Source organism: Pseudomonas sp. p50(2008) (assembly GCF_015351605.1).
Lineage (GTDB): Bacteria > Pseudomonadota > Gammaproteobacteria > Pseudomonadales > Pseudomonadaceae > Aquipseudomonas.
This window is the reverse complement of sequence record NZ_JACMYF010000013.1, coordinates 14,061-29,227: the sequence shown is the minus strand read 5'-3', so window position 1 is coordinate 29,227 and position 15,167 is coordinate 14,061. Positions and strand designations below refer to the sequence as shown.

Genomic DNA, 15,167 nt, shown 5'->3' with positions numbered 1-15,167 from the left:
CTTGAATCAGGGACGCGGCCAATGATTGGCTGCTTCGGCAAGGTGCCCGCGAGCCCGGACTTCGTCAGCCTGCACGGCGCATCTGACGACGTCTGCGAGTTCGATGCGTGGCTGCAAGGTGCCTTGGCGTCCCTGCAGCGTCACGAGGATTGGCGAGCGCTGTTCGACGGTTTGCCGCTGTGTTTTTTCTGCTACCGCGCACGCAGTGGCAACTGGTTGCTGGGCGGGTTGATCAGTTCCAGGGACTCCAGCCAGCGGCGCTATCCGTTTTTCATTTTCCAGACGGTAAAAGCCAGCGATGCCGAGCCGTTCGTCAATCCCTTCACCCTGGGCGAACTGTTCAGCGGGCAGATCAAGCCGTTGCTGCACATGGCCGCCCAAGGGGAAAGCACCTCGGTCCTGTTCGAACGCATCAAGGCCTTGCGCCCGTTGCAACTCCAGGACTTCGAATTGTTCCGGCGCGTGCACGCAAAATTCCTCGTGAACTTCAACCTTCGCGACATCGCAACCGCGCTTGAAAGCTCGTACCCGGAGTTCGTCACCAATGCCGTGCTCACTCGTTTGCAAGCCTTGAAACGACCTCTGCAAAACGGCTCACCAATCGGCATGGCCCTGCCGTTGCCGGCGGAAAGAGGTTTGAAAAACCCCACGGCGGATTTGTGGGTGACCTGGCTGACGCGCATGACACCCGGCAACGCGGTGCCGCAGATCAGTCTGCTGGCCGACGACTTCATGCGCCCCAGATTGATCTGCTTTGCATCACGCACGACCAGCGACGCCTATCGCGTGCTGACCGGTATCGGTGAGCGCTCGCAAAGCTACGACGTACTGGCGTCTTTCGACGCGTTTGACGAGCACCACCCGGTACACGCTTTTCCCGAAATCGACCGCCCCCTTGATGACGTCATCGACCGTTTTGTCGATGCCCTGGATTCGAAGTCTGTATGAACAAGATCAAGTATTACTTCTTGCGTTATCAACCCTACATTCTGGGGGTCGCCTTTTTCCTCACGATCTTTGTGGTGTGGGGCATCGGCCGGGCCTTTGACTTCAGCTCGCTGAACAGCCTGCTGACGGGCATCGGTGTGTTCCTGGCGCTCTCGTCGGGCTACGTGCTGTTGATGTATCGCGGGGTGTCCCGACACCACAACCTCGAAGGCCTGCTGCGCGATGACGCCGACCAGGCTGTGCTCAACGCCAGCCCGGCGGACCGCGAGGAAGTCAGCCTGCTGCGCGAGCGTCTGCTGCAAAGCATCGAGCGCCTGCACAGCAACAAGCCGCGTGGCAGCAATCCCAAGGACGCGTTGTACGCCCTGCCCTGGTACCTGGTGATCGGCCAGCCGGCTGCTGGCAAAAGTACGATGCTCTATCAGTCGGGCCTGAACTTCCCTTATGCAGAACGCGAAGGCGCTCGCGTGGCCGGGTTGGGTGGGACACGCAATTGCGACTGGTTTTTCAGTTCCGAAGCCGTCCTGCTGGACACCGCCGGGCGCTACATGAACAACCAGGAAGAAGCCGGCAAATGGCGGGCATTCCTCCAGCTGCTGCGGCAACACCGCCAACGTCGCCCGCTCAATGGCCTGATCGTCACCGTCAGCATCCACGACATCCTGCAAGCGTCCCTTGACGATCAGGAACGCATTGCCAAACGCCTGCGTGAACGCATCCAGGAGACCCATGCGCTGCTGGAAGTGCGGCTGCCGGTGTACCTGGTGTTCACCAAGTGCGACCTGGTACCGGGTTTTGCCCCCTTCTACCGCCAACTGGATGACGTCGCCCGTGGCGAAGTCATGGGCAAGACGTTTGCCCATAAAGGTTATGAGCAGGCCGATTGGGGCCAGCAATTCGGCGTGGCCATGGATGAGCTGGTTGCCTATTGGCAGCAGGTGGCGAGCCAGCAATTGGTGACGCAGGACATCCAGATCACCCGTCAGGATTCAGCGGTCTATCGCTTCCCTCTGGAGCTGGCAGCCCTGAAGCCAAGGCTGCAGTTGTTTGTCGACGCGCTGTTGCGCGCCAACCCGTATCAAAAAGCAGAACTGCTGCGCGGCTTCTATTTCACCAGTGCGCTGGACGCCGACCAGCCTGAACTGGGTGGGCATGCACGCCAGGTCACCGAGCGCTTCTCGCTGGAAAGTGATCTGGAGACTGTCAGCGGCGATGCGCAACCGCGTCCGCTGTTCATCAACAGCCTGTTCAGAAAAGTCATCATCCCCGATCAGCATCTGGTGGCGCTGTACACCACGAACCATCGCGAACGTCGGCGCAAGGCCGCCTGGATTGGTGGCGCCGGCCTGGTCGCGACGTTGCTGTGCGGCCTGTTGGGCTGGTCCTATGTGAACAACCGCAACACCGTGCAGAGCATCTCCACGGAGCTGGCCCAGGCGGCGACTGCCGACGCCGCGACAACCGGGCAATACACCGCGTGGCAAACCCTGGATCGCATGCGTTTCTGGACCGCTCATTACTACGCGCAACACCACAGCGAAGGCGTGCCACTGCGCATGCGCCTTGGGCTGTACCAGGGTTACAAAGTCGAGCCACTGGTGCGCAGTCAGTATTTCGATCGCCTTGAAAGCGTGATGCTCAAGCCCACGGCCGACAACCTGACCCGCTCGCTGTACCTGCTGACCACCCTGAAGGTGTACCAGCGCAACACCAATCAACTGCTGCCCGTGACCGGCATCGACAGCGTAGAGCCCAAGGCCCTGCCTGACGACAACCGGGCGCAATCCATCGCGGCTTTCGGCAAGACCACGCTGGACACCTACGTCATGCTCTCCCGGGCCCAGCGCGAGAAGGCTGACCCGGCGTTCCTGAAGGCGAAAATCCCGGACTACTGGTACCCGGCGATCGCCCGCCAGACCGGCAAGACCATCGGTGCTTCCAACGGCACTGAAAGCGCCACTCAGGATTACGAATTTGCCAGTCGGCAGATCAATTTCTACAGCGATCAGATCCACGAAGAAGACGTGCCGCGGATTCTCGATAACGCCTTCCTGACGTCCAGCTCGCGCAACTACATCAACAGTCTGCTGACCCAGTCGTTGCGTTCCATTGAAACCATCACGCTTGAGTCGGACACGCTGTTCGCCTTTGGCCGTGCCGACTTCCAAAGCCTGAAAACCGCCGGCCAGAGCCAGCTGAGCGCCATCGCCGGCAAGCTGTTGAGCACGCCGGACATTGGCAAGATCATCATCGCCGGCCACGCCGATCAACTGGGGGACCCGCAAATCAACCAGCAGGTTTCCAAACAACGCGCGCAAACCATCAAGACGTACCTGGTGGGCAAAGGCGTTCCCGGTGAGTTGGTCGAAGCGGTCGGTGAAGGCAGCACCAAGCCCTTGGTCAAGTGCGATATGCAGCAATCAAGAGCCCAACTTATCGAGTGCCTGGAACCTAACCGGCGCGTGGAAATCGAAGTGCGGGCAGTCAACTGACACTGCCCCGCTTGCTGAAGAAAAACCGCTGCCCGGGCTGTCTCGATCTGAGGCCCGGTCAACGGCAAGACACCTCTCTTGATTGTTTTCAAAGAGGTTAAAACGAAGGGTTGTGCACTGCTCGCAGGCACACCGTTTAAATGTAGGTAAGGAGAAATTAGAAATGGCATTTGACGCATACATCCAGATCGACGGCATTCCTGGCGAAGTACTGGACGACAAGCACAAGGACTGGATCGAAGTGCTGGGCTACGAGTTCGGCGCAACCCAGGCTACCTCTGCGACAGCAAGTTCTTCGGGCGGTGCTTCTTCGGAACGCGTTGTCCTGAGCAACTTCACCATTCGCAAAGCGGCCGACAAAGCGACTGCCAAGCTGTTCGAAGCATGCTGCAAAGGCACTCACATCGCCAAGATCCAGCTGAACGTGAACCGCGCCGGTGGCGACAAGGTCACCTACCTGACCTACAACCTGGAAGAAGTGGTCGTGGCTTCGGTCAACACCGTTGCCGGCGGTAGCCAGGGCGGTAAAGACGAAGCGGAAAGCGATCTGCCGATTGAAGAAATCAGCTTCAACTTCGCGCGCATCAAAACCACCTACACCCAACAGAGCCGTGCCGATGGCCAGGGCGGCGGCAACGTCACCGGTGGCTGGGATCGCACAGCCAACAAGGTTTTCGCTTAAGTCTGCAGTAATGGCGGGCCGCGCACGCGGCCCGCGTTTAGCACCGTGCCCGTTCCTGGGCGCGGTGTTCTTTTATTTTGATCAGAGTTCCCTATGTCTGAATTTCTCAACGACCTTTCGCTGGCCGAACTGACAGCGCCCATCAATGAGGGGAGCGGTGAAGACTTGAGCTTTTCCACCTTGTTCGATCAGGTGAAAGAAGCGCGTCGAGCAGACCCCGACTACCTCACCCAGGGCGATTGGCAAACCGACCTCAAATCTTCGGATTGGGATCTGACCATCGCGCTGGCTGCACAAGGCCTGGCTCGACAGAGCAAAGACCTGATGCTCGTTGCCTGGCTCAGCGAGGGCCTGGCGCACAAATACCACTTCGTGGGTATCACCTTCGGCCTCACCCTGGCCGAACGCATTCTTGAAGCCTTCTGGGCGGACCTGTACCCGTCCCTTGAAGACGGAGTCGATGAACGCGCCGCTCGCCTGGCGTGGATGAAAACATCCCTGGCCGACGTCGTCGGCGGATTGCCCATCACCCAGGGCCAGCTGTTCGGCTTGCTTCGGTATGACGAATCCAGGCATGTCGAGAACCTGGCACTGCAAAACCCCCAGGCCATGCGTGCCGCCATTGATGAAGGCAAGATCAACGCCGAAGTCTTCCAGCGCTCGGTGGTGCTCACCGATTCGGATCATCTGCGCCTGAAGGCCGGCGAGATTGGCGCCAGCCTGAAGGCTTGCCAACAGTTGCAGATCACCGCTGACCGACTCTTCGGTGCCGACGCGCCGAGCTTTGCTTCGCTGTCTGACGTTCTGTCCCGCGCAGGCCAACTGGCCGAGAAGCTGCTCAAGGACCGGGGGATCGAACTGCATCCCGCGCCTGTCGCTCCCGCTCAGGCTCTCGCGCACAGCGCTGCCGACCAACCTGCAGGTGCTGCAATGACCCAGATTCAACACGACGTCTCGACCGCCCCGCTACGCACCACCCCGCTGACCCGTGACGAAGCGTTCACCCAGCTCGCGGGCATTGCCCAGTTCTTCAAACAAACCGAACCGCAAAGCCCTGTCCCCTACCTGATCGAACGCGCGATCAAATGGGGCAACATGCCGCTGGAAGGTTGGTTGAATGACGTGATCAAGGACAGCAACGTGGTGGACAGCATCCGCGATGTGCTCGGGACCAAGGAATCGAAGGGCTGACCTGTACTGGAGCAAGCCTCGCGGTAATCCAAGTCGCGCATCCGAAAAGAAAGGGAACTGGCGATGGGCCAGCAAGGTCGTAGTGGCTTCGCCTGGAGAATCGGATGCGCGCCCTGCATTTTCAAATCACTTACCGCTTGAACGACGCCCGACAGGTGTTCGTCCAGCCCGACTCATACATGACCGATGCCGATGCCTGGTATTACGCCTGCCTGCACGCGGGTGTGGGCCTTGTGTATGGGGACGATGATGCGCAGGAGGATTTTGCGGCGCTGCGCCTGCACGCCGAAAAGTCCGGGGTAACCCAGGTCAAATGGGAAGCATTGCCGTGAGTGACTTGCTCGATATTCAAGGTTTCTTCCCGAGCATCTTGTGGGAGCGCATCCACGACAAAAGCGGTGGGCCAAATTCCGGGCAAAAAAAATCCCAGGCAGCTGATGGACGCCTGGGACTTAAAAATGCATAAACCGTGGTGGTGAACGCGGGGCGAATATTACTGAATATTTCGTCGTGTAACAATATGTTTTGATTAACCATAAAGTTACTAAGGTTTATAAGTCCTTATATATCCACACATTTTTTAAGGATGCCACTACATGAACCAACGGTATTCCCGCGCGCTGATTTCCTCCATGAACGCCAAATGATCCTGGCGTTTGTTCTCGCAATACACGTCCACAAATTCCGCGCCCAACCCTTCGCGAACGGGCGCATAGCCTTGCATGGCTTGCACCGCTTCGAGCATTTGGGTCGGGAAACCAATGCCGCTGTTGCGATCTTCGTTCAGTGGTGTGATCGGTTCCTGGCCGGCTTTCAGCCCTTGCTCCAAGCCGACCAAAATGGCTGCCAACACCAGATAAGGGTTGGCATCGGCTCCCGACAAACGGTGCTCAATGCGCAGGTTTTTCAGGTCTGAATCAGGCACCCGCAAACAGGCATCCCGATCTTCAAAACCCCAACTGGCTCGAGTGGCGGTGTTGACCGTACCGCTCAAACGACGCATGGCGTTGTGATTAGGCGCGAAGATCGGCATGCAGTGAGGCAACACCTCAAGACAGCCGGCAACAGCATGCCGCAGGGGTTGCTGATCATTGGCCGCCAGCAGGTTGTTCCCGGCTTCGTCGTAAAGACTCACGTGCACATGCATGCCGCTGCCGGGGTGCTGCACGTAGGGCTTGGCCATGAAACTGGCGCGGTAATGGTGCTTGAGGGCCACGCCTCGGCTGCTTCGGCAGAACAACGCCGCCCAGTCCGCCGCACGCAGGCCATCGTCAAGGTGACCGAAGTTAATCTCGAATTGCCCCGGCCCCAACTCCGCCGTGATCACCGTGGTCTCGATGCCTTGCTCGCGTGCGGTCTCGACCATGTCGTCCAGTACCGTTGAAAAGCGCGACAGCCGCTCGATGTGCATGTTCGGCTGATCATCGGCATCGTCGGTCAGCGGATCACGGGGGAACTGCGGCAGGCCGTCACGCAGTTGACGGTCGAACAGATAGAACTCCAGCTCGAACGCGACCACCGGGAAGATCCCTTTGCGGTTCAGCCGTTGCAGCACCTGCGCCAGGACTTCACGGGGTTCGAACTCGATCGGATTGGCAGTGCCGTCCGAGGTAATCAGCATCTGCCCCAGCGGTTGCTTTTCCCAACTCACCAGTTTCAGTGTTCCAGGCACCAGTCGACGCGCGGCGTCCGGGTCACCGTCGTTGAAGCAGTAATCGCCGATTTTGAACAGTCCACCCTGAGTGCCCAGCAGCACGCAGTTCTGCGGCAGTTTCAGCACGCTGCCGGCGGCTACTTTTTCGAGCATCTCGATCGGGTAGCGCTTGCCGTAAAAATGCCCGGGGATGTCCAGGGCGATCAGGTCAACGTATCGCACATCCGGAAAGCGCTGGCGAAACGCACGCACTTCAGCAACCAGATCAGAGCAGACAGCATCCATCGTAATGTTCCTTGTTGTTATCAGGTGTAAACCCAGAGCACGCGGGTAAGTTGGTCGGTGAGATTGCCGTAACGACAGTGGGTATGACTGGCCAGCTGGAAGCTGTCGCCGGTGCGCAACGTGACCGGTTGATCGTCATCCAGCCACAGCGTCAGCTCGCCTTCGAGGACATAACCGCCCTGCTCCGAGCTGTCGTTCATGTGCCGGTCACCACTGCTGGCACCCGCCTCGAGCCGGCTTTCGAGCATCGAGAAGGACGCCCGCATTTTCGGCGAGACGAGGATGTCGGTGATGCCGTCTGCGTAGTACAACGTGCGGCGTTCGTCCGGACGGGTCACCCACGGCAGGGCCATGGGTTTGGGCAGGCTGTAGAAATAGGTGGTCGGCACGCCGAGGGTTTCGCTGATGGCGGTCAAGTCGGCCACCGTGGGCCGGGACAAGCCGCGCTCGACCTGAGAAAGGAAGCCGACCGAACGGCCGATTTTGTCCGCCAGCTCCTTGAGCGTGTACTTTTTGTGTTTGCGCAGGTCCTGGATCAGGATCGCCAGCGCCGATATTTCTTCTTGCATGTCCATCTAGATAGCTTCCAGAAATAGTGCGGTTCAGAGGCTGTCGCGCAGGCGATACCAGGCTTTGCCAATGGCTTCCAGAGGAGCGGCCATGTACTTGCCGCCGGGGAAGCGGTCGTTGACCAGCCCCTGATACAACGCGAGTTCATCAGGTTGACCGAGGATCGCATCAGACACCGCGCGAGCCCCGGCCAGGGTCGGGAGTACGCCGTGCCCGGAGTAACCTTGCATCCAGTACAGATCGCCGCGTCGACCGATGTCCGGCGTGCGCTTGAGGGTGAGGTCGATGTGCCCGCCCCAGGCGAATTCCAGACCGACACCCTGAAGTTGAGGAAACACGCGTTCCAGATACGGCCGGGTCGCAGCGGCGATGTCCTTGGGCATACCGCCAAGGTAGGTGCAGCCACCGCCGAACAGCAGCCGGTTATCCGGCGTACGGCGGAAATAATCGAGCACGAACTGGTTGTCGGTTACGCACACATTGCGCGGTAGCAGCGTGATGGCCAGCTCTTCCGAGAGCGGTTCAGTGGCCACCTGATACGTACCGACTGGCAGCACACAACTCGACAGCTGGGGATCCAGTTGATCGAGGTAGGCATTGCACGCCAGCACCAGCACATCCGCGCGAATGCACCCGCGCTCGGTGTCGACGGAATAGCGTCCGTTTTCTTCACGATAGCTCGTCGCTTTACTCAGTTCGTGAATGCGTCCACCGGCACGTTCAATGGCAGCCGCCAGGCCGAGGGCGAGTTTCAGCGGATTGAGGTGCCCGCCTTCTGGATCGAACAGCCCGGCCTGATAGCGATCACTGGCCACCCATTGCGGCAACTGCTCCTTGGCAATGAACTGCAATCCATCGTGGCCCCACTTGTGGCTGGCCTCGTGTTGCCACTCCGTCAGCAGACTGACTCGTCGCGGCATCACTGATGTCCAGAGGTGGCCAGGGCGATAATCGCAATCGAAATAATGGCGACCGGGCAAGTCACGCAATTCCCTGGCGGCCCAGCGCATACCGTCCCACAAGCGCCGGGCGCGTTCGAGACCCAGCGCGGCTTCCAGCGGCGGCATGTCACAGGACCACCCGAGAATCGCCTGCCCGCCATTGCGTCCAGACGCCGCCCAGGCGACCCGGCTGGCTTCCAGCACCGTCACCCGCTTCCCGGCCAACGCCAGGCGCAGCGCCGTGTGCAGACCGCTGAAGCCAGCGCCGATGATCAATACTTCGGTGTCGTGCTCGCCTTCCAGAGGGGTGCGATCAATCACACGATCAGCGCAGGTGTGGGCGTAATAGCTGTCGACGTGCTGATCGGATTGCTGAAACATGCGGGCCTCATGAAATTTTATTATTTAAATTTCATGAAAAAATACACGGGATATTTCATAACGGCAAGGCGATGTTGATTATTTCTAACTCTGGATGCCCCTTTGAAGAGAGGTAATTATGCTCATTCAGGCGACATGCATACTCTGTGGCGAGGGGATTTATCCCCGTTGGGCTGCGAAGCAGACCTAAAACCTGCAACCGAGGTGTATCAAGTGCACCGCGTGTGTTGGGTTTACGACTGCTGCGCAGCCGAACGGGGATAAATCCCCTCGCCACAGATGTGCGCATAGCTCTTAACTGAGCAGAGTTCCTACATCTCTCAGACAAAAACTCAAGCAATCGGAATCAACGGATCCGCCGCCGCCCAAGCGCTTTCACGATTTGCCGCCGGCGGGTAGATCCACTGGGTGTTGATCTGGGTTTTCAGCGCCTTGCCTTCCTGCCTGACCAACTTCACCTGGCGATCCCAGCCTTCGGTGTACACCGCGCCCCAGGCCCCCAGGTCCAGGCAGGTCACGTACTTGGGTTGGCGGTAAGGGGTCGGATCAACGCCGAGGATCTGCGCGGCCACGTTGTTACCGGCATGACGGCCCAACACGATCGCGTGCTGGCAGGTCATCATCGCATGGTTGCCGATGTCATCGGAGGCGGCATAGGCCACGTCACCGGTGGCGAAGATGTCGTCCTGGCCAATGACTTTCAAATGGCTGTCCACATGCAGACGACCCAGCGCGTCGCGCTCACCGGGCACTTGTTCGGTCAGTGAGCTGGCGCGCACGCCGGTGGTCCAGATCACGGTTTTAGCGTCGATTCGCTGGCCGTCGGCCAAGGTCACGCCGTTTTCATCGACAGACACCACCGACGACTTCAAGCGCCATTCAACGCCCACTTCAGCGCTGGCCTCGGCGATCGAAACACTGATTTCGGCCCCCATCGACGCGCCGATTTTTTCACCACGATCAACGATGATCACGTCGATGTCCGCAGCGTCGCCGAGGATGGCACGCAGTCGAGCGGGCATTTCGGTTGCGGTTTCAATACCGGTAAAACCACCACCGGCGACCACGACGGTATTGCGAGCTTTGCTCTGCGGCAGGTGCTTCAAGGATTTGAGATGGTTTTCGAGGCGGACGGCTTCTTCGATCTGGTCGACATCAAACGCATGCTCGATCGCACCCGCCGTGTTTGGCACAGCGAGACGGCTGCCAGTGGCCAGAACGAGTTTGTCGTAGCTGCATACCTGCTGGGCGCCTGAATCATCGCGGTAACCCACCTGTTTGCCTTGCACATCGATTGTCTCGGCAGCGCCCTTGATGAACTTCACGCCAACCGCATCGAACAGCTCGCCAAGCGGCGCGGCCAGTTGATGTGCATTCGGTTCATAGAATCGCGGACGCACGCAGCTCGGCCTGCGGGGCCAGGACGTTGTGCCCTGTTCGAAGGGACTGCGCCCGAGTGGGCCCTTGATGGTCCCTGCTCGGTTCACGGCGCGATGATGAATGCGCAAAAACGCATGGAAGAGGCGTTGTCTCAGCAGACCATTCTTGATCTCGCCAGAAAGGTCGGACGTAAGGCTCCAGCGGAATTTGGTGAGCAGGTGGACCACTGGATGAATGAACGTCGCGAGAAAAAAAGCAACGTGAACCCGCAAGCCATCCCGGTGAACGACATCACTGACTAAGCCTCAGAGACAATCGCGCACCGCCTGGCGCAGTGCTCCCGATTTCGCCCACGGTGGCCCCTGGTACAACGAAACCCGGCTGCCGTCCTTCGACTTCACGATGTCCAGAATCTCGTCAGCCGTAATGATACCCGGCGCATTGATTCTGTAGCCATTGGAAATCGAAGTCTGTTTGGTGTTCGAGACTTCTTTCTGCCACAACGGCAGCACGCACGCCGCGTATTCCTTGGGCGGCTTCTCACTGTACTTGCTGACATTCGGCTCCCCTGGCACCACGGAAGCAGGCAACGAGCAACCCGCCAGCGACACCAGCATGACTCCCGCAATAAGCATCCGCATGACACTTCCTTTTCCTGAAAAGGAAAATGTAGCGTGTCGTGGTGCAGACATCCATTCGCTCAGACAATCTTAATCAGCTGGTTTGTTATCGGAAGGTTCCGTGGCATTCGGATAGGACCTCTCGTTGAGGTACTTCATCCAACGCTCATAGGCGTCATGTTGCCGCTGCGTGACCCTTTCCCATTCCGGGCCGTTGAGCTGATGAGCCGAAATCAGCATCATCATTTCCGTAGTGGCCGCGTCCAGCTCGACGATCAGCTCATGGGCGTGGAACCTGAAATCATCGGTGGTCGTCATTGAAGTGGCCTCGCCCTTGCGAATAGTCGCTATTCCAATACGACATCCAGCCTTTTCGTTCGCATTAATGTTCCCGACCAACGGCAGCGCCTCAAGGGATAACGGCATCGCCCTGCCCCACCTCTGATTTGGGTCTAGTCTTTCGTAACGGAGAATTTATTGCAGGAGGTCAGCATGTGGCTCAACGAATCGGAACAGCAACTTCGGCGGGATCTGCAGGGCGTCGCTTCGGATCTGCGATGGTCGGCGGTCGAGTTGCTGCGTATTGCAGAACAACTGCGCATGGCCGGCAATGACGTGGACGCGGAGGCGGCCAAGCGACTGTGCGAGTTGTTTCAGGGGGACGAAGCACGACTGGCGGGGTATGCCGAAGAGGTGAAGGCCAAAACCATCACTCGCAACAAGGCTGCTTAGACGCCGAACAGGCTTTATGTAAAGAAAAGCTTTTGTGGCGAGGGAGTTTGCTCCCTCGCCACAGTTACGCCCTCACCACATCCAAACGCGCGTTTGCTTCTCTTATCTACTGATTGTTTGCGGTCCGCGACGATCGCGCGCGATACGCAGGCAACGCTGCCGCAAACGCCAACGCTTCTTCTCGGCTGGGAAACGCGCCAAGCCGGTCACTTTTGGTGCATACGCGCCACGGGCCGTTGTTAACGCTGAGTACGTCGTAACCATTCATGTGCATTTTGTTCAACATCGGAACGCTCATGTACACCTCCATTCAGACAGGAATATCCAGGGTTGACGTGCCTACCTTACACCTGACTGCCGCCAAGGTGCCGACCAGACGTCGCGGCAAATAAGATTGCACTTTCGGCACAATCGCCCACTCCAAAGATCAGACCGCCGGTTTAGATCAGGCGCGTTTGTTGCAGTTTTATGACTGTCTTGTGACTGCCGGCCTATGGAAACTACACATGAAAGTACGCGCGACGGTCATCTGCGAGCAGGACCGGCACGTCCTGCTGGTGCGTAAATCCCGATGTCGCTGGACCTTGCCCGGCGGAAAAGTCGAGCGCAACGAAACCGTTGCGGCCGCCGCCGTTCGCGAGCTTCAGGAGGAAACCGGGCTTGGGGTGGACGACATGCTCTACCTGATGGAACTGGAATCCGGCGACACCCTTCACCACGTCTACGAAGCATCGGTGGTGAATTACGACGCCGCACGCCCTTTGAATGAGATCGTCGACTGCGTCTGGCATCCGCTGGACGCGGTCAACAACCTCAATACAAACGACGCCACGCTACGAATCGTCAACGCGTTCAGGCGCCGCTTGTAGGCACCGATTCGATCCGGATCAGCCTTGATCGCCGCCGCCCACTGGCATGACCATGCCGGTGATGTAAGACGCTTCGTCGCTGGCCAGAAACAGAATGGCGCTGGCCTGCTCATCCAGTGTTCCGTAGCGCTTCATCAGGCTGCTGTCGAGGGTTTGATCGACAATCTGCTGATACCACACCTTCTCTTCTGCGCTTTGTTCAGCGCTATTGCGCGGTATTACCCGTGGCGGCGCTTCGGTGCCACCGGGAGCCGTGGCGTTGACTCGCACACCGCGGCCAGCCGTTTCAAACGCCAGACAGGCAGTCAGTGCATTCACCCCGCCCTTCGCCGCGCCGTAGGGCACACGGTTGACGCTGCGCGTAGCGATGGAGGATACGTTGACGATCGCACCACTGCCTTGCTCCAGCATGAACGGCAGCGCGGCATGGCAGCACCACAGCGTCGGAAACAGCGAGCGGCGGACTTCGGCCTCGATCTGCGACGGCTCGTAGTGCTCGAAAGGCTTGGCCCATATCGTGCCGCCGACGTTGTTGATGAGGATGTCGAGTCGACCAAACCGCTCGACCGCCGCCTGGATGACACGGCTGCATTCGGTGTATTGCTCGAGGTCGGCGGTCAGCGCGAGGCTGTCCTGGCCTAATTGCTGTTGCAACTCGAACACCAATTCGGAGCGGTCAACCAGGATCAAGCGTGCCCCTTGCTCCGCCATGCGCTCAGCGACGCGTCGGCCGATGCCTTGGGCCGCACCGGTGATCAGCGCGACTTTTTCGTGAAATCTGTTCATACCTACCTCTTTGCAAATCGCTATCAGGAGCACACGCCATGTAGCAGCTGGCGAAGCCTGCGGTGAGGGGATTTCTGTGGTGAGGTGATTCTTGTGGTGAGGTGATTCCTGTGGTGAATGGATTCCTGTGGTGAGGGAGTTCCTGTGGTGAGGGAGTTCCTGTGGTGAGGGAGTTCCTGTGGTGAGGGGATCTTTGTGGTGAGGGGATTTATCCCCGTCCGGCTGCGAAGCAGTCGTGAAATCAGCCAACGCGGTGTATCAGGGAAACCTTGCATTCAGGTTCTACGACTGCTTCGCAGCCGAACGGGGATAAATCCCCTCGCCACAGGAACTCCCTCACCACAGGAACTCCCTCACCACAGGAACTCCCTCACCACAGGAACTCCCCCACCACAGGAATCCATTCACCACAGGAACTCCCTCACCACAGGAATCCCCTCTCCACAGGAACTCCCTCACCACAGGAATCCATTCACCACAGGAATCCCCTCTCCACAGGAACTCCCTCACCACAGGAATCCATTCACCACAGGAATCCCCTCTCCACAGGAACTCCCTCACCACAGGCTTCGCCAGCTGCTACAGGTGGTGCGTGTTCGGTTACGTCAATGTTCAGGCCGCGCTGGCGGCGAATTTCTCGTAGTAGAAATTCGCCGGGGCAATGCCTTGATCGCGGATGAACTGGCTGACCGCTTCGACCATCGGCGGCGGGCCGCACAGGTAGACGTCCACGTCACCGTCGTTCAAATGCCGCGGTTCGATGTGCTGGGTCACGTAACCCTTCAACGGGTGCTGACTGTCAGGGCTGGCGACGCAGGCACTGAAGCTGAAATTCGGGATGCGTGCGGCGAAGGCTTCCAGGCGATCGAGTTCCACCAGATCGAAATCATGCGTCACCCCATAGATCAGGTGCAGCGGATGCTCACTGCCCTGCTCGGCAATTTTTTCCAGCATGGCGGTAAAGGGCGCCAAGCCGGTGCCACCGGCCAACAGTAACAACGGATGGCGGATTTCGCGCAGGTAAAAACTGCCCAACGGCCCGGCCAGGCTCATGCTGTCGCCGGCCTTGGCCATGCCGGTGAGGAAGCTGCTCATCAAGCCGCCAGGCACGTTGCGAATCAGGAAACTGACTTCACCGTCGCGCTGCAACGAGCTGAAGGAATAGGCCCGCGTCTGCTCGCTGCCGGGAATCGCGAGGTTCACATACTGCCCTGGCAGGAACGCCAGCTTGCTCAGCGCCTCGCCCTTGATCGACAGCGCGATGGTGCTGTCGGACAACTGGCGCACCGCGCTGATGGTGCCGTCGTAACGGGCCTGGCGCGTACGGCAGACATCCGAAGACGTTGGCACGCGTACCACGCAATCGCTCTGCGCACGCATCTGGCAGGTCAGCACAAACCCTTGCTCGGCCTCATCGGCACTGAGGGCGTCTTCGATGTATTCCTCGCCGAGGTCATAGCGCCCGGCTTCGGCAAAACACTTGCAGGTGCCGCAAGCGCCGTCGCGGCAGTCCAGCGGAATGTTGATGCCTTGGCGGTAGGCTGCATCCGCCACGGTTTCATGGGGACTGGCGTCGATGAAACGAGTGACGCCGTCTTCGAAATTCAATGCAATGGAATGCGTCATGACGGCTGCC

At 59.0% G+C, this 15,167-nt stretch carries 16 protein-coding genes and 2 pseudogenes; 9 read left to right on the top strand and 9 right to left on the bottom strand.

Features of this window, described 5'->3' with window-relative positions:
* Window positions 1–21 precede the first annotated feature (21 nt).
* The 6 genes from tagF to H7698_RS28645 all read left to right on the top strand — a co-directional run bounded on the left by tagF (window position 22) and on the right by H7698_RS28645 (window position 5,779).
* The gene (gene tagF, locus H7698_RS28670) at window positions 22–948 is read left to right on the top strand and encodes a type VI secretion system-associated protein TagF (protein ID WP_194693656.1); all 927 of its coding nucleotides are present in this window, start codon (window positions 22–24) and stop codon (window positions 946–948) included.
* A complete protein-coding gene (tssM, locus tag H7698_RS28665; RefSeq protein WP_194693655.1) occupies window positions 945–3,440 on the top strand; it encodes a type VI secretion system membrane subunit TssM in 2,496 nt (831 codons plus the stop codon). Before tagF ends, tssM begins: the two co-directional genes overlap by 4 nt.
* Before the next feature lie 163 nt (window positions 3,441–3,603).
* Window positions 3,604–4,122 (top strand): Hcp family type VI secretion system effector, encoded by a 519-nt coding sequence (locus tag H7698_RS28660; RefSeq protein ID WP_162439829.1) that lies wholly within the window; start codon window positions 3,604–3,606, stop codon window positions 4,120–4,122.
* Window positions 4,123–4,215: 93 nt separating this feature from the next.
* The gene (tssA, locus tag H7698_RS28655; RefSeq protein WP_194693654.1) at window positions 4,216–5,313 is read left to right on the top strand and encodes a type VI secretion system protein TssA; all 1,098 of its coding nucleotides are present in this window, start codon (window positions 4,216–4,218) and stop codon (window positions 5,311–5,313) included.
* 104 nt (window positions 5,314–5,417) lie between these two features.
* Window positions 5,418–5,645 carry a DUF6555 family protein gene (locus tag H7698_RS28650; protein WP_162440571.1) on the top strand — a complete coding sequence of 76 codons (228 nt, stop codon included), beginning with the start codon at window positions 5,418–5,420 and terminating at the stop codon, window positions 5,643–5,645.
* Window positions 5,642–5,779 (top strand): hypothetical protein, encoded by a 138-nt coding sequence (locus H7698_RS28645; protein WP_194693653.1) that lies wholly within the window; start codon window positions 5,642–5,644, stop codon window positions 5,777–5,779. Before H7698_RS28650 ends, H7698_RS28645 begins: the two co-directional genes overlap by 4 nt.
* Before the next feature lie 126 nt (window positions 5,780–5,905).
* Here the strand turns inward: H7698_RS28645 and H7698_RS28640 are convergent, their stop codons facing one another.
* The 4 genes and pseudogenes from H7698_RS28640 to H7698_RS28625 form a co-directional block, all read right to left on the bottom strand.
* Entirely contained in the window at window positions 5,906–7,252 is a 1,347-nt protein-coding gene (locus H7698_RS28640) for a glutamine synthetase family protein (protein WP_194693652.1), read from the bottom strand.
* A gap of 20 nt (window positions 7,253–7,272) precedes the next feature.
* Window positions 7,273–7,827 (bottom strand): helix-turn-helix domain-containing protein, encoded by a 555-nt coding sequence (locus tag H7698_RS28635; protein WP_162440568.1) that lies wholly within the window; start codon window positions 7,825–7,827, stop codon window positions 7,273–7,275.
* A 27-nt stretch (window positions 7,828–7,854) separates the two neighbouring features.
* Window positions 7,855–9,144, bottom strand: coding sequence for an NAD(P)/FAD-dependent oxidoreductase (locus tag H7698_RS28630; protein WP_194693651.1), 1,290 nt, complete (start codon window positions 9,142–9,144; stop codon window positions 7,855–7,857).
* A gap of 332 nt (window positions 9,145–9,476) precedes the next feature.
* Window positions 9,477–10,569 (bottom strand): annotated as a pseudogene (locus H7698_RS28625) (NAD(P)/FAD-dependent oxidoreductase); the annotation flags it as partial.
* Between H7698_RS28625 and H7698_RS28620 the strand changes: the two are divergent.
* Window positions 10,566–10,826: pseudogene (locus H7698_RS28620) on the top strand (RrF2 family transcriptional regulator); the annotation flags it as partial. The pseudogenes H7698_RS28625 and H7698_RS28620 overlap by 4 nt on opposite strands.
* Before the next feature lie 3 nt (window positions 10,827–10,829).
* Here the strand turns inward: H7698_RS28620 and H7698_RS28615 are convergent.
* Window positions 10,830–11,165, bottom strand: a complete 336-nt coding sequence (locus H7698_RS28615; RefSeq protein WP_162440564.1) for a hypothetical protein — start codon at window positions 11,163–11,165, stop codon at window positions 10,830–10,832.
* Between the two features lie 69 nt (window positions 11,166–11,234).
* Window positions 11,235–11,462, bottom strand: a complete 228-nt coding sequence (locus H7698_RS28610; protein ID WP_162440577.1) for a hypothetical protein — start codon at window positions 11,460–11,462, stop codon at window positions 11,235–11,237.
* Window positions 11,463–11,636: 174 nt separating this feature from the next.
* Here H7698_RS28610 and H7698_RS28605 point away from each other — a divergent pair, with 174 nt between their 5' ends.
* Window positions 11,637–11,876, top strand: coding sequence for a hypothetical protein (locus H7698_RS28605; RefSeq protein WP_162440563.1), 240 nt, complete (start codon window positions 11,637–11,639; stop codon window positions 11,874–11,876).
* Window positions 11,877–11,982: 106 nt separating this feature from the next.
* Here the strand turns inward: H7698_RS28605 and H7698_RS28600 are convergent, their stop codons facing one another.
* Entirely contained in the window at window positions 11,983–12,174 is a 192-nt protein-coding gene (locus H7698_RS28600) for a DUF2188 domain-containing protein (protein WP_194693649.1), read from the bottom strand.
* A 208-nt stretch (window positions 12,175–12,382) separates the two neighbouring features.
* Between H7698_RS28600 and H7698_RS28595 the strand changes: the two genes are divergently transcribed.
* The gene (locus H7698_RS28595) at window positions 12,383–12,745 is read left to right on the top strand and encodes an NUDIX hydrolase (RefSeq protein ID WP_162440561.1); all 363 of its coding nucleotides are present in this window, start codon (window positions 12,383–12,385) and stop codon (window positions 12,743–12,745) included.
* Between the two features lie 18 nt (window positions 12,746–12,763).
* Here the strand turns inward: H7698_RS28595 and H7698_RS28590 are convergent, their stop codons facing one another.
* Window positions 12,764–13,531 carry a 1,6-dihydroxycyclohexa-2,4-diene-1-carboxylate dehydrogenase gene (locus H7698_RS28590; RefSeq protein WP_194693648.1) on the bottom strand — a complete coding sequence of 256 codons (768 nt, stop codon included), beginning with the start codon at window positions 13,529–13,531 and terminating at the stop codon, window positions 12,764–12,766.
* 612 nt (window positions 13,532–14,143) lie between these two features.
* Window positions 14,144–15,157, bottom strand: a complete 1,014-nt coding sequence (gene benC, locus H7698_RS28585) for a benzoate 1,2-dioxygenase electron transfer component BenC (protein WP_194693647.1) — start codon at window positions 15,155–15,157, stop codon at window positions 14,144–14,146.
* Between the last annotated feature and the right edge of the window lie 10 nt (window positions 15,158–15,167).

Coding starts and splice junctions, on each gene's coding strand:
- H7698_RS28590 (WP_194693648.1), bottom strand. CDS start 13,531: ATGAACAGATTTCACGAAAAAGTCGCGCTGATCACCGGTGCGGCCCAA.
- H7698_RS28600 (WP_194693649.1), bottom strand. CDS start 12,174: ATGAGCGTTCCGATGTTGAACAAAATGCACATGAATGGTTACGACGTA.
- benC (WP_194693647.1), bottom strand. CDS start 15,157: ATGACGCATTCCATTGCATTGAATTTCGAAGACGGCGTCACTCGTTTC.
- tssM (WP_194693655.1), top strand. CDS start 945: ATGAACAAGATCAAGTATTACTTCTTGCGTTATCAACCCTACATTCTG.
- H7698_RS28610 (WP_162440577.1), bottom strand. CDS start 11,462: ATGACGACCACCGATGATTTCAGGTTCCACGCCCATGAGCTGATCGTC.
- H7698_RS28635 (WP_162440568.1), bottom strand. CDS start 7,827: ATGGACATGCAAGAAGAAATATCGGCGCTGGCGATCCTGATCCAGGAC.
- H7698_RS28650 (WP_162440571.1), top strand. CDS start 5,418: ATGCGCGCCCTGCATTTTCAAATCACTTACCGCTTGAACGACGCCCGA.
- H7698_RS28630 (WP_194693651.1), bottom strand. CDS start 9,144: ATGTTTCAGCAATCCGATCAGCACGTCGACAGCTATTACGCCCACACC.
- H7698_RS28660 (WP_162439829.1), top strand. CDS start 3,604: ATGGCATTTGACGCATACATCCAGATCGACGGCATTCCTGGCGAAGTA.
- tagF (WP_194693656.1), top strand. CDS start 22: ATGATTGGCTGCTTCGGCAAGGTGCCCGCGAGCCCGGACTTCGTCAGC.
- H7698_RS28605 (WP_162440563.1), top strand. CDS start 11,637: ATGTGGCTCAACGAATCGGAACAGCAACTTCGGCGGGATCTGCAGGGC.
- H7698_RS28595 (WP_162440561.1), top strand. CDS start 12,383: ATGAAAGTACGCGCGACGGTCATCTGCGAGCAGGACCGGCACGTCCTG.
- H7698_RS28615 (WP_162440564.1), bottom strand. CDS start 11,165: ATGCGGATGCTTATTGCGGGAGTCATGCTGGTGTCGCTGGCGGGTTGC.
- tssA (WP_194693654.1), top strand. CDS start 4,216: ATGTCTGAATTTCTCAACGACCTTTCGCTGGCCGAACTGACAGCGCCC.
- H7698_RS28640 (WP_194693652.1), bottom strand. CDS start 7,252: ATGGATGCTGTCTGCTCTGATCTGGTTGCTGAAGTGCGTGCGTTTCGC.